The organism is Mesobacillus jeotgali (assembly GCF_014856545.2).
In the GTDB taxonomy this organism is placed as follows: Bacteria; Bacillota; Bacilli; order Bacillales; family Cytobacillaceae; genus Mesobacillus.
On record NZ_CP109811.1, the window covers coordinates 203,664 to 216,596 of the forward strand.

Consider the following 12,933-nt stretch of genomic DNA (forward strand, 5'->3'; position numbering starts at 1 on the left):
ATCTGCTCCTTTATTCCTTACGCTTCGGATGTAAAAGGATGCTTCACAAACCGCGGAAACTCCAGTCCGTTTTTCTTTTTTACAAACAATGCTCCATCTCTCTTAAAAGGAATGCGCTGATATTGGAGATCACTGTCATCGGGTGTGAAGTGGAATTGAATAGTATCTGTGTCTCCGAAGGTCGCCATAATGTCTTTGATGTCTACCGGCGCACTGCTGATGAAATCATACAGTTGTACCATCCCGTTTTCCTTCGTGAAAATAACAATAGCGTCTTTTTCTGCATGATAGTAAAGGTGGTCAGGAAAAACATTCAGAATATGATACATCGTAATGCCAGCGGAATTGGCAGTCGAAAAAGCTTGGGAAACCGGCACTCTTCCGTAAACCGCTTTTTCGATAAGCTCTAGGTCACGTGCCAGTTCGAGTTTCCTCAAAACAAATTGGCTCTGCCCAGCAGAAACCTTTGTCGAATACAGATACTCTTCAGCTTCTTTAAACCCGAATCTCGGATAAAAATCAAGCACACTGTCATTGGCGAACAGGTAGATAAAATCATATTTTCCCTCGTACACATCCAAAACATGATTCATCAGGCTTGCTGACAACCCTTTGTTCCGATATTCAGGGTGGGTCATGACGGTGCCAATCTGCAGGGCTTTATAGCTTTTTCCTTCGATGATAAAATCGAGATCGTTGACCGATACATTGGCCACGATCCGGTCGCCTTCGGCATAGGAAAACGGGATGTATCGATCTCCCCAATAGCCCTTTTCATGCCAGCTCGTAAAATCAAGGCCGAAAATGTCAGCAGCCAGCTGGATAAAACTTTTCCTCAAAACCTCATCCTCACGGTAATGGCTTACTAGCTTCATATATCAAAACTCCATTCACTTGTTAAGGGCTACTAACTTCATATATCAAAACACCATTCCCCGATAAGGGCTGACTAGTATCAGATATCAAAGCTCCTGTCTCTCGAGGCGAACATATACGTTTTATGATGGAACCGGATTCCGTAAATCAACCCCATCGCGAGCATATTGCCCATGAGCGAGCTTCCGCCATAACTGATGAAGGGCAGCGGGATGCCGGTAATTGGCAGCAGCTGGATTGTCATCCCGATATTCTGGAAGACGTGGAAGGTGATCATGCTGATGACTCCTGCGCTGATGTAGGTATTGAATGGGTCATTCGTATCCAGTGCGGTTTTCGTCAGATGGTAGATTAACAAGAAGTACAGGCTGATGACAAAGCTGCCGCCTGCAAAGCCAAATTCCTCGCCGATCACACTGAAGATGAAGTCCGTATGGCTTTCGGGAATGTAGACTTCACTGCCATTCAGCCCTTTCCCGGTAAGCATGCCGGAACCAATGGCACTGAGGGATTTTTGCAGGTGATAGCCATATTCAGGGTAGCTCTCTGGATCAAGCCACGCATAAATGCGGCCGAACTGATATGTTTTTACACCCAGGTATTCTTTTAGGATTTCCGGCTTCCAGATGACGAGATACAGTATGCCTGCTCCAAATGCGGCACCTCCGCCATAGAGCGGAAGGATGATTTTCCAGGTGATGCCTGAAACCAGAATGATTCCGGTGAAAATCGCAAGCACGACGAGAGAGGTGCCCAGGTCGGGCTGAAGCATGATCATTCCTAGTGGCAAAGCGGTTATGAAGCCAAGCTTGATGAAAAGCAGGAAGTCAGTTTGCAGTGTTTTTATTGAATGTTTTTTATGGTGAGCATAGATCGTGCTGCTCATGGCAAGAATCAAAAAGACCTTCATGAATTCTGAGGGCTGGATCGAACCGAATGGCTCGATGAAGAACCAGCTTTTAGCGCCATTCCTTTCCTCGGCTATGCTGGCAGGAGCGAAAAACAGGAAGATCAGCAGGAAGACTCCGAAACCGTACAAATACCATGAAAGTTTGCGGTACTGCTCACTGTCGAACATCATGACGACGCCAATAATCCCCGACCCAACAATGTACCAAAAGATTTGCTTATATAAAAAGTTCTGCCCAACATATTGGCCTGTTCTCTGGGCGCTGTAAATCGCTAAGCAGCTTGTCAGAAAAAACAGCAATAAAAGGAGCGTCAATGTCCAATCAAACCGGTCAAATTTTTTTAGAGGCTTCTCCATTTGCCACACCCTGTCCGATACGTTTCTACAATACTATGCTAGCAGAGATAAAATATCCTTACAATCCCTTATGAGGTAACATTTTCCTATAAATAATAGACGAATAGTAAGGAAGAATAGTTTCTTCTTTGGCGGGGATTATTTTACGGAAGAAGCCGATAATAATTATGTTTTTGAAGGGTCAGAATAAGATATTTTCTGCTGTTTTTGTTAGAATGGAAGAAGTGTTATTTTGTACGGAGCCGCTGGCAATTTTGCAGCTGAGAATTTTTCCGGGAGGTTTTGCCTTTGAAAAAGAACCATCCTTATAGCAGGGATTTACTTTATGTCCATATGAATGAACGGGACCAGTACGTGCTCTCGCATGGAATAGAATTCCATGAATTCGCCAGATCATTGTCTGATTCGCTCAACCATCTGCTGCTGTTGAAACATCGCTATGAAGATGGTGAGTTCAACAGACATACTTTATTTGAGTATGTCCCCGAGGACAGCGTCGAAAAACTGGTCGGAGCCAATGTCCATGCATTCGGCGATTTCTGCTGGATTGATTTTGAGGAAGTGGAGGCATTGAATGTGCTGTCTGCCCAAGAGATCGCTGAGCTACTATATCTTGGGCACATCAAGCACCATTTGAAACTGCCCTTCTATAATCAGCTTAATAATCGTTTTGTGTTCCTGTCCACTGAAGATGGCTGGTACAACAAAACCTATTACCGAAATCTCAATGACTTTTTCCGTATGCTTGGCTTTGTCCTGTCAGGCAAACTTGGGGAAATGAAGCCGGAAAAAACGCTGCTCGGGATTCGGAAAAAGAAATCCTATCCTTTTGTCAGCAAAGAAATCCTGAAATCATTGACACCAGCCTTGAAGGAAGGGGCGGTTTTTTCGCTGAAGAACATCCAGCAAAACCGCAACAGAATTGAAATACCAATCTGGATCATCGGGGACTTTGCCAACATGGATGACATGTATGATGAATATAAGGAAGCAAGCCGCAGCAATCCGGATGGAAGGATTGTCTTCGATAAAAAAGCGAAAGAATGGAGCTTGCTCGCTCAATAAAGTCGAAAAAGCAAAATTTTTGGAGCAATTTTTGGCAATTCGTGTATAATTGGATGTAGCGGAAAATTACATATCGAAATGAACAGGTGTCTTTTAAAAGAGACTTAATAGGGAAGTTGGTGAAAATCCAACGCGGTCCCGCCACTGTAAATGGGAGCAAGCTGCAACGGCCACTGTACAAATGTATGGGAAGGCGCAGCGAGCATTGACCATGAGCCAGGAGACCTGCCTGTCCATTGCACCAGCAAACCTACGAGGATAGGGAGGTGCCGACAGGCTCTATGTCTTTTATGATGATAAAAACATTTGCTTACTCGGACATCTCCCCTCTGGTGGAGATGTTTTTTATTTATCAAAGGCTTTGTGAGTGTTCTGGAATGAAAAACAACCGCGCAAAGTTTATTAAAATTCGGAGGAGAAGCAAATGAAGAAGTTATTAATGTTAATGATGGCAGCAGCCATGATCCTGGCGGGCTGCGGTACAGAAGCACAGCCCGAAAAGAAGGAAAGCGAAAAAACCGCACAGGAGCAAAAGACAGGATTCCCTGTCACGGTAAAAGACGCAATTGATGAAGAAGTTGTCATTGAAGATAAGCCTGAAAGGATCATTTCCCTGATTCCGAGCAATACGGAAATTGTCTACGCACTTGAGAACGGAGAGGCGATTGTCGGTGTCACTGATTTCGACAATTATCCAGAGGACGCAATGTCGAAGGAAAAAATCGGCGGCATGGAATTCAATATCGAGAAAATGATCTCACTGAAGCCAGATCTTGTCCTTGCTCCTGGATCAACTGCGGACACTGTAAAAGAAGGCCTTCAGCAACTAAAGGATGCAGGAATCGATGTTGTCGTTGTAAATGACGCACAGTCATTTGAAGAAGTGTATCAATCAATTGAGTTGATTGGCAAGGCCATTGGCGAGACAGAAAAGGCGGATGAACTTGTAGAAAATATGAAAAATAGTTTTGCAGAATTGAAAAAGAAAGCTGAAACAATCAAACCGGAAGAGCAAAAGACGGTCTTTGTGGAGGTCTCACCAGCACCGGAAATCTACACAGCCGGCAAGAATACTTTTATCAATGAAATGCTTGAATTGATTGGGGCAAAGAACGCTGCCGGAGATATGGAAGGCTGGCCGAAGGTCGACCCGGAAGCAATTGTTGAGCGTAATCCCGATGTGGTTGTGACAACCTATGGATATTATACAGAAAAGCCAGTTGAGCAGGTGCTCGCACGGCAGGGCTGGAATAATGTGAAAGCGGTCAAGGAGCAGCAGGTTTACGATGTCCACTCCGACCTTGTAACCCGTTCAGGTCCAAGGCTCGCTGAAGGAGCAGAGGAGCTTGCAAAAGCCATTTACCCGGACATTTTTAAATAACAAATCAATCGCCTATCTAATTACGGCGGTGTTTTTGATCATATCGATGCTGCTGGGCATATCCATCGGAAGTGTTTCCATCCCTGTACCCGCCATTATAGAAATCATTGGTGCTGAGATTTTCCGCTCTCAGGGACAGGGAATCGATCCGATGCATGCAAGTATTGTCATGGAGATCAGACTGCCGCGCGTATTGCTGGCAGGACTTGTCGGGGCGTCGCTGGCAATCGCCGGTGCCGCTTTCCAGGGCCTGTTGCGCAATCCACTGGCAGACCCCTATACGCTTGGGATTTCATCAGGTGCCTCCATCGGCGCAGTTGTTACGCTGTTTTTCGGCATTTCGCTTCCGCTGATCGGTGCCTTCACCTTGCCGGTGCTGAGTATTTTGTTCGCCTTCGCCACCGTCTTGTTTGTGCTCTTTTTTGCCAGGAGAATTGACAGGCTCCTAAGGGTGGAAACCATAATATTAACCGGTATTATTTTAAGTTCATTTCTTGGTTCATTCATTTCTTTAATGATTGCTTTATCTGGCGAAGAGCTGCGGCAAATCATCGGCTGGCTTCTTGGCAGTGTGTCAATGCGCGGCTGGGAATACATTAAGATTATTTTTCCTTTCTTTTTGGTTGGTCTGGTGATTTTGCTTGCCAATACAAGGGAACTGAATGCGATGTCCTTTGGTGAGGAAAGGGCACAGCATCTCGGTGTCAATGTCGAGCGCCGCAAGCTGCTGATTTTATTGTCTGGTTCTCTTTTAACAGGATCGGCCGTAGCTGTTTCAGGGACGATCGGCTTCGTCGGTCTCGTCATTCCGCACCTGACAAGGACAGTCTGGGGGCCTGACCATCGCCATCTGCTGCCGTTATCCGTCCTGATTGGCAGCGGCTTCCTGATTCTCGCAGATCTGATCTCAAGAACGATTATCGCGCCTTCGGAATTGCCGATTGGCGTAATCACGGCATTAATCGGTGCTCCGGTTTTTGCGTTTATTTTAATGAAAAATCGCAGGGAAAGAAGTGCTGGCCGATGATCACAGTGAAGAGTTTGACAGGCGGATATGCAGGCGGCGAGGTCCTGAAGAACATCAGTTTTCAAGTAGGCAAAGGGGAGCTGTTCGGCATCCTTGGCCCAAATGGAAGCGGGAAGACCACACTGTTAAAAATGATCAGCGGCGCTTTGGAATTCAGGGAAGGCACCATTGAGCTGGATGGCCGGCCATTGACTCAGTATTCACCAAGGCAGCTTGCCAGGATGATGGCAGTCCTGCCGCAGCATGCGGACCAAGCGTTTCCCTATAGTGTAAAAGAAACCGTTTCGCTCGGCCGCTATGCGCACCAGAAAGGCTGGTTTACTAGCTGGCGAGTTGAGGATGAAGAGATTGTCCAGAAGGTAATGGAACAGACGGGCATCACCCACCTTCAGGAAAAATCAATCGTAGAACTATCCGGCGGCGAGAAACAACGGGTCTACCTCGCACAAGCACTTGCGCAACAGCCGAGGATTCTGTTGCTCGATGAGCCTACGAACCATCTCGACCTGAGTTTTCAAAAAGAGCTGCTGGACCTGCTGAAAAAATGGGCATCAGATGAAGAGCTGACAGTCGTCTCAATTTTCCACGATTTGAACCTGGCATCATTGTATTGTGACAGGCTGCTGCTAATGGAAAACGGCGAGGTTTTGATTGTCGACACTCCTGCCGAGGTTTTAAAAGAAGAACGGATCAAGAGTGTCTATAAGACGCAGATCAAAAACCATCCTCACCCGGAAATCGCCAGGCCGCAACTGCTTCTGGTGCCTGAAACCGACGTCGGTCAAAAGGACGACCTTAATATTGATGCCAGGTATCTTGACGTCGGGCAAGACCGGATTGTCCTGCAGTCACCGGTAAAATTGCGGACGATGTCATCGGGAATAACCGGTGCCGGAATCGGCTGGCATAGTTCCTTTGTGCACCGGATTGTACCGATGGAGTATGACTGCAGCGACCATAAGGCGGAGATGGCCGAGTATTTGCAGGGAAATGGGTTTCTTCCAAGCGAAACTGTTGGGATGATGACGGCCGTGCCAGCGGACACAGCTTCATACCGTTTTTTTCAGGCAGACGGAATGTCGATTTTTATCCTGGTTTCCGCTGGTCACACTCATCGGGACAGACCACGGAATATCAACACATGGCTGTTCATTAACCACAAGATTTCCGAGGAAGCTTTTATCCAGAGCGCAATGACTGCAGCAGAAGCCAAAATTAGTGTTTTGCAGGAGTTAGAGGGAAGCGGGGCTGGCATTGGTGGCCAGTCAGCTGGCATTTCTACTGATAGTATCTGCATCGCTGCCACCCAGCAGGGAGGAACAATTTCTTACGCAGGCACCGCGACTCCGCTCGGCAAGCTGATCAGCGAGGGGATTTATACCTGCACGAAGGAAGCGATATTGAAGTATAGAGCGAGTAAAAACGCGATTCAACATAAATGAAGGAAACTCGACATTCCATCTCGAATTTATTTTTAAGAGGTGATGAGGATGGAATTGAAAATGGGCTATGTCATTTTATATGTTTCTGATCTGGAGAAAACAAAGCAATTTTACGGTGAGCTGCTTGGCCTTAAACTTCGTAATGAATTTGGGACCTATATCGAGTATGAAACGGGCAATACCGTTCTTTCGATGAACACCCGGGAAAGCGGCCGCGAGATCACGACGCTCCCAATCCCCGATGGAATAAGGAAGGAACAAACCTTTGAGCTCGGTTTTGTGACAGAGGACGTCCAGGGTGCAGTAGAAAAACTGCGGGCCGCCGGAGTCCCAATCCTGCTCGAGCCAACCGAGAAGCCATGGGGCCAGGTCGTTGCCTATGCAGCCGATCCAGATGGGCATTATATCGAAATATGCACTCCGATTGGATGAAAAACAAGTCCTGCAGTTCTTTGAGCTGCAGGATTGTTGTTTCAGGTGAGCTGCTAAGTATTATAGTGACTATTAAGGCCAACTTGTTCCCGAAAATCGGGAGGCCAAATGATTTCGGTAACAAGCAAAATCCTGCGTTTAATATTAGTTGCAATTATCTAAGGAACACGTCGATCAATTGCTAATCACAAAACTTCCTTCACCGGTTTCTTGGCAAGAAGTGCCGCTGCCATCCCCAGCACCGGAAGGGTAATGGACATCAGCAGAATTTCCTCATACCCGGCAAAATAATCGTAAGCGAGGCCAAATGGAAGAGGACCCAAGGCGGAACCGAGCACAGTGACGGTCATGGCCGATCCTTTGATGCTGCCAAGCGACTGTCTTCCAAAGAAGCTGGGCCATACGTAGTTCAAGGTAATCCTTTCAAATCCCCCACTGATTCCCCATAATACCCCGAATGCAATCGCAATCGCTGTTTGATCAGCTGCCAGCAGCACGAGGATGAAAATGATTTCCCCTGCAAAAATCCCTGCGAGCACGTACTGTACTTTTACCCGGTCGAGCAGGGGGCCTGCAATCAGAGTAACCGGAAAACCGATCAAAGCCATCAAGCTTAATACAAGTGCGGCAATTCCCGGCGAAATCCCATTTGTTTTAAATATAGAAATCAAGTGAAAAGTTAGTCCAGTGTTTACGAGTGCTGGAATCCCCACACAAAACAGCAATAGCCAGTATGCACGAGTTTTGACTGCTTCCTGGACAGTCCAGTTCACCTCTTCAAAAGGATTGCTTGTTCTGTTTGGAACGGAAGGATCATTTGTCCACTCAGGCTTGACTCCATCTGGATATTCTCCAATATCCTCCGGTTTGTTTCTAATTAAAATATAGGCAAGCGGAACAAAGATGACGAGAAGCAGTACGCCCCAGACCTTCCACGAAAAGCTCCAGCCCCATGTGGCAACCAGCCAGGCATTTAATGGCGGAAGCGCCGCTGAGCTGGCAAATCCGCCGATGGCCATCAGGCTCATTGCCTTCCCGCGTTTCGTAATGAACCACTGCGGCACCAAGGTGTTTGGAATCAGGCTCATAGAACCCTGACCGAGGACCCGGATCAGGAAAAAACCAATGAACAGCATCGCGGTGTTAACGACCATGCTGTTCCAAAAGCTGGCCAGTGCCAGCCCGATGCCAACAATAACAGACATTTTTCTTTGTCCCCATTTATCAACGAAGCGGCCGACAAAGAACATACAGATGCCGGCAGCAAGGGTCGCAAGTGAGTAGACTGCGGATACATGCGAGCGGCTCCAGCCGAAATCTTTTATGTAGGAATCAATAAATACAGAAACAGAATATGTTTGACCCGGGCCAGAAAAAAACACACCGAGCCCTGCGATGAAAACGATGACCCAGCCATAATAAAAATTCGTCTTGAATGGTGCAGATAATCCTGATGTCTTCATGTAAAAACCTCCCAAATCATCATATCAAAATGTCCTCGTTAAAAGCTTGCAGGAAGCTAATCAGTTGAGATGAATTTACATTTTAAGGTTTTTAACATGTATAGGTGAAAAACGTAGATATCGGGTCGAATTTAGCAGATAAGCACATGTTATAACGCTTACAATGATGGTTGCTCGTTTTTATAAATATGTTATGATAAATCCTGTTTTTATCGGACCCGGCTTGCTTGAGAGTAGGAAGCCACAAAAAAACTTAAGGGGTGTTTACTTGAATACTAATACAATTAAAGAACAATGGTTTGGCAACGTTAAAGGAGATATCCTTGCAGGAATTGTCGTTGCGCTTGCTTTGATTCCTGAAGCGATCGCCTTTTCGATTATTGCTGGTGTTGACCCGATGGTAGGACTTTACGCTTCATTCGCTATTGCTGTGACAATCGCGATTGTCGGCGGCCGTCCTGGCATGATTTCAGCAGCGACCGGTGCGATGGCGCTGTTGATGGTGACGCTTGTTGCTGACCATGGTTTGCAATATTTGATGGCAGCAACGATTTTGACAGGTCTCCTGCAGATTCTGTTTGGTGTGTTTAAATTGGCAAGGTTCATGAAGTTCATTCCGCGTTCAGTAATGATTGGATTTGTGAATGCACTGGCCATTTTAATCTTCATGGCACAGCTAGAGCAGTTTGTTGACGCAACATGGGTAATGTATGCGATGGTCGCAGGCGCACTTGCAATCATCTATCTTTTTCCGCGCATCACAAAAGCAGTTCCATCACCGCTTGTGGCGATTATTGTTATTACAGTTATTGCGCTGATGACCAAGAGTGATGTGAGAACTGTTGGTGATATGGGTAATTTAACAGCTGCATTGCCAACTTTCCTGATTCCTAATGTTCCATTCAATCTTGAAACGTTAAAAATTATTTTCCCATATTCATTGGCTTTGGCGATTGTCGGCTTGCTTGAATCTTTGCTGACTGCCCAAATCGTTGATGATATGACAGATACTTCTAGTGATAAAAATAAAGAAAGCCGCGGTCAGGGAATTGCAAATATCGTTGCCGGATTATTCGGGGGTATGGCAGGATGCGCAATGATCGGCCAGTCTGTAATCAATGTTAAATCTGGCGGCCGAGGCAGATTGTCTGCACTTGTTGCCGGTACTTTCCTGATGTTCCTGATTATTGTTCTAGGAAATATCGTTGTCCAAATTCCGATGGCAGCCTTGGTTGGCGTTATGATCATGGTATCAATCGGAACATTTGACTGGTCATCAATCAAAGGCATGGCAAAGACACCTGTAACCGATTCAATCGTTATGGTTGTTACAACCGTCACAACCGTATTCACTCATGATCTATCAAAGGGCGTATTTGCCGGAATCATTTTGAGCGCGATTTTCTTTGTAGCGAAAATCTCCAAGGTGAAAGTTACATCAACATTTGATGTTGCAATGAATCGCCGAACGTATTTTGTAACAGGACAAGTATTTTTCGCTTCAGTAACTGACCTGATTGAATCCTTCGATTTGAAGGAAGATGTAAAAGAAGTTGTCGTCGACCTGACACATGCCCATGTATGGGATGATTCAGCGGTTGCAGCAATTGATAAAATTGTCATTAAACTAAGAGAGAACGGGACAGTTGTCCGTCTGCACGGTCTCAATGACCCAAGCTCTCACTTGATTGACAAACTAGCCGTTCACAAACAGGAAGGCGCTAAGCTATCCGGACATTAAAACGCAAAATATATTTTGGGAAAGCGCGTTGACGAATCAGCGTGCTTTCTTTATATATAAGATAATGGAAATAAATGTAGGGGGAATAGCATGTTTAAGAGAATCTTGTTAGCATCTGATGGTTCTGACCATTCGGTGCGCGCAGCGAAAAAAGCGGTTGAACTGGCAAAGCTTAACGGAGATAGTGAAATTACGGTTGTTTATGTTGTCGATGGGCAGACTTCCAAGGAAGATGTCCTGCACAATCCAGATCGGACAGTAGTCGAGGAAAAAAGAAAAATCAGGCTCCAGCCAGTAACAAACATGCTAGAAGAAGAGAGCTTGAACTTCAGGTTTGAAAAATTGCTCGGTGAACCAGGCCCGGCCATTGTTGACTATGCCAACAAGAATGCATTCGATGTAGTCGTCGTTGGCAGCCGCGGTTTGAACGGCCTGCAGGAAATGGTTCTTGGCAGTGTCAGCCACAAAGTCGCAAAACGAGTAAAAGCACCGGTATTAATCGTAAAATAACCAGCGTTCAGGGCAGCCTGAGCGTTTTTTCTTTGTAGTTTTAATTTTTGTAGTGTAATAGGCCGGATGCTGACTAAACAATGGGAGAATTTTAGTTTTTTTAGCGGAAAAATAAATTTTAAGAGCCGAAATCCATCATTATTATATAGCGATAGTTGATTAATATAGCGGAAATTAAATTTATATAGCGAAAATCCAATTTATATAGCGAATTGGAAATTCCCCTCGATTTTTCCCAGCTAAAAGAACATGGATTAGGAGATGTTATTAAGAGATTTAAATATTCACCGAATTGTTAGTTAACTCATATTGTAAACTAGGCGCTAAAATTAGGTTAATTACCTATAAGTGGCTTTTAAAAAGGTAACTTATTCTCTGAATGTTAACTTTTAACTCTCCAGCAGGTTTCACGCCTAAAAAACAGGAAATAGTATAGCTTGAGAGTTATTATTAAAAATTGATAACAATTCCGTAATTTAAAAATAAAGTGGTAAAATAGGAAGCGGAAAGTGGAGCCAGATTGAATTTATTGGAGGTCTATTTTTATGAAGACAAGAATCGGGCTGCTGTACGGCGGCAAATCGGCTGAACATAAAGTATCAATGCAGACAGCACTTGCTGTGACGAAAGCATTGGATTTTGAAAAATTCGAGATTTATCCTATATACATAACGGAGGAAGGAGAGTGGGTCAAGGGTCCTCAGCTCGGTGCTCCTGCAGGGAATGTAAAGGCGCTGGAGTTCTCCGACAACTCGAACCTTCCGACTCCTTCATTCACACCGGCATTATTCCAGGCTGGCGGAGCAGAATCCGGCCAGACTCTTGATGTCATTTTCCCATTGCTGCATGGGCCCAACGGTGAAGATGGAACAGTGCAAGGCTTGCTGGAATTATTGAATCTGCCGTATGTCGGCAATGGCGTACTCGCCTCAGCTGCCGGCATGGATAAAATCGTCATGAAAAATGTATTCGCACAGGCGGGACTTCCTCAGGTGGACTATGTGGCCGCTATTAGAAGCGAATGGGAAAAGGACAGTGAAAAGGTATACGGCCTTGTCGAAGAAAGACTTGGCTACCCTTGCTTTGTAAAGCCCGCCAACCTTGGATCCAGCGTAGGAATCAGCAAGGCAACCAACAAGCAAGAGCTTGAGGAAGCCTTCAAAGAGGCCTTCCAATTTGACCGTAAAATCATCATCGAACAGGGTGTTGTCGCGCGGGAAATCGAAATTGGCGTCCTTGGAAACGATGAACCTGAATGCTCGGTAGTTGGTGAAATCGTCCCTAAAAAGGATTTCTATGATTACAAAGCGAAGTATGAGGATGGCGATACAGCGATGATTATCCCTGCTGATATCACAGATCAGCAATATGCTGACCTGAAGGAGATGGCAGTCACTGCTTTCAAGGCGCTGGATTGCTCAGGTCTTGTGCGCGCCGATTTCTTCCTGACAAAGGATGGCCAGCTTCTGATTAACGAGGTCAACACAATGCCAGGTTTCACGCCATTCAGCATGTTCCCTCTACTATGGAAGCATACAGGTGTCGAATACCCGCAGCTGATCGAAAAGCTGGTGAACCTCGGAATCGAGCGCCATGCTGAAAAACAGAAGATCAAATATACCTTTTAACCTATAAACTAACCAGGGAGACACGGCAGCGGCCGTGTTCTCTTTTCGAATAAGAAAGCATAAAATTCAATTCAAGAATTGTCCAGCTCTAGCGCCTAGCC

At 45.6% G+C, this 12,933-nt stretch carries 11 protein-coding genes and 1 riboswitch; of the genes, 8 read left to right on the plus strand and 3 right to left on the minus strand.

All coding sequences use genetic code 11. From position 1 onward, the window contains the following. Positions 1 to 17: 17 nt before the first annotated feature. Together FOF60_RS01100 and FOF60_RS01105 are read right to left on the minus strand one after the other, a co-directional pair. Positions 18 to 875 carry a GNAT family N-acetyltransferase gene (locus tag FOF60_RS01100; RefSeq protein ID WP_192472893.1) on the minus strand — a complete coding sequence of 286 codons (858 nt, stop codon included), beginning with the start codon at positions 873 to 875 and terminating at the stop codon, positions 18 to 20. Between the two features lie 80 nt (positions 876 to 955). Next, the gene (locus FOF60_RS01105) at positions 956 to 2,143 is read right to left on the minus strand and encodes an FtsW/RodA/SpoVE family cell cycle protein (protein ID WP_192472894.1); all 1,188 of its coding nucleotides are present in this window, start codon (positions 2,141 to 2,143) and stop codon (positions 956 to 958) included. A 288-nt stretch (positions 2,144 to 2,431) separates the two neighbouring features. On the opposite strand from FOF60_RS01105, the gene FOF60_RS01110 reads away from it, so the two are divergent. The 5 genes from FOF60_RS01110 to FOF60_RS01130 all read left to right on the plus strand — a co-directional run bounded on the left by FOF60_RS01110 (position 2,432) and on the right by FOF60_RS01130 (position 7,490). Continuing rightward, positions 2,432 to 3,208 (plus strand): hypothetical protein, encoded by a 777-nt coding sequence (locus FOF60_RS01110; RefSeq protein ID WP_192472895.1) that lies wholly within the window; start codon positions 2,432 to 2,434, stop codon positions 3,206 to 3,208. 67 nt (positions 3,209 to 3,275) lie between these two features. Next, positions 3,276 to 3,456, plus strand: a riboswitch (cobalamin riboswitch). A gap of 176 nt (positions 3,457 to 3,632) precedes the next feature. Then, entirely contained in the window at positions 3,633 to 4,589 is a 957-nt protein-coding gene (locus tag FOF60_RS01115) for an ABC transporter substrate-binding protein (RefSeq protein ID WP_192472896.1), read from the plus strand. Continuing rightward, positions 4,555 to 5,616: a FecCD family ABC transporter permease gene (locus tag FOF60_RS01120; RefSeq protein ID WP_192472897.1), complete on the plus strand. Its 1,062-nt coding sequence runs from the start codon at positions 4,555 to 4,557 to the stop codon at positions 5,614 to 5,616. The genes FOF60_RS01115 and FOF60_RS01120 overlap by 35 nt, the downstream gene beginning before the upstream one ends. Next, positions 5,613 to 7,058 (plus strand): heme ABC transporter ATP-binding protein, encoded by a 1,446-nt coding sequence (locus FOF60_RS01125; RefSeq protein ID WP_192472898.1) that lies wholly within the window; start codon positions 5,613 to 5,615, stop codon positions 7,056 to 7,058. The genes FOF60_RS01120 and FOF60_RS01125 overlap by 4 nt, the downstream gene beginning before the upstream one ends. A 48-nt stretch (positions 7,059 to 7,106) precedes the next feature. Further along, on the plus strand, positions 7,107 to 7,490 hold the full coding sequence (locus FOF60_RS01130; protein ID WP_192472899.1) for a VOC family protein: 384 nt from the start codon (positions 7,107 to 7,109) through the stop codon (positions 7,488 to 7,490). A gap of 185 nt (positions 7,491 to 7,675) precedes the next feature. On the opposite strand, the gene FOF60_RS01135 is transcribed toward FOF60_RS01130, so the two are convergent. Further along, complete coding sequence (locus FOF60_RS01135; protein WP_192472900.1) at positions 7,676 to 8,953, minus strand: MFS transporter; 1,278 nt, start codon at positions 8,951 to 8,953, stop codon at positions 7,676 to 7,678. Between the two features lie 268 nt (positions 8,954 to 9,221). Here FOF60_RS01135 and FOF60_RS01140 point away from each other — a divergent pair, with 268 nt between their 5' ends. The 3 genes from FOF60_RS01140 (at position 9,222) to FOF60_RS01150 (ending at position 12,832) form a co-directional block, all read left to right on the plus strand. Beyond that, complete coding sequence (locus FOF60_RS01140; protein ID WP_225650359.1) at positions 9,222 to 10,694, plus strand: SulP family inorganic anion transporter; 1,473 nt, start codon at positions 9,222 to 9,224, stop codon at positions 10,692 to 10,694. Between the two features lie 90 nt (positions 10,695 to 10,784). Further along, complete coding sequence (locus FOF60_RS01145) at positions 10,785 to 11,204, plus strand: universal stress protein (protein WP_192472902.1); 420 nt, start codon at positions 10,785 to 10,787, stop codon at positions 11,202 to 11,204. 545 nt (positions 11,205 to 11,749) lie between these two features. Then, complete coding sequence (locus tag FOF60_RS01150; RefSeq protein WP_192472903.1) at positions 11,750 to 12,832, plus strand: D-alanine--D-alanine ligase; 1,083 nt, start codon at positions 11,750 to 11,752, stop codon at positions 12,830 to 12,832. The last annotated feature ends 101 nt before the right edge of the window (positions 12,833 to 12,933 follow it).

Excerpts from the sequence above, each read along its gene's own strand:
- FOF60_RS01100 (WP_192472893.1), bottom strand. The coding sequence starts at position 875 with ATGAAGCTAGTAAGCCATTACCGTGAGGATGAGGTTTTGAGGAAAAGT.
- FOF60_RS01105 (WP_192472894.1), bottom strand. The coding sequence starts at position 2,143 with ATGGAGAAGCCTCTAAAAAAATTTGACCGGTTTGATTGGACATTGACG.
- FOF60_RS01115 (WP_192472896.1), top strand. The coding sequence starts at position 3,633 with ATGAAGAAGTTATTAATGTTAATGATGGCAGCAGCCATGATCCTGGCG.
- FOF60_RS01125 (WP_192472898.1), top strand. The coding sequence starts at position 5,613 with ATGATCACAGTGAAGAGTTTGACAGGCGGATATGCAGGCGGCGAGGTC.
- FOF60_RS01130 (WP_192472899.1), top strand. The coding sequence starts at position 7,107 with ATGGAATTGAAAATGGGCTATGTCATTTTATATGTTTCTGATCTGGAG.
- FOF60_RS01135 (WP_192472900.1), bottom strand. The coding sequence starts at position 8,953 with ATGAAGACATCAGGATTATCTGCACCATTCAAGACGAATTTTTATTAT.
- FOF60_RS01145 (WP_192472902.1), top strand. The coding sequence starts at position 10,785 with ATGTTTAAGAGAATCTTGTTAGCATCTGATGGTTCTGACCATTCGGTG.
- FOF60_RS01150 (WP_192472903.1), top strand. The coding sequence starts at position 11,750 with ATGAAGACAAGAATCGGGCTGCTGTACGGCGGCAAATCGGCTGAACAT.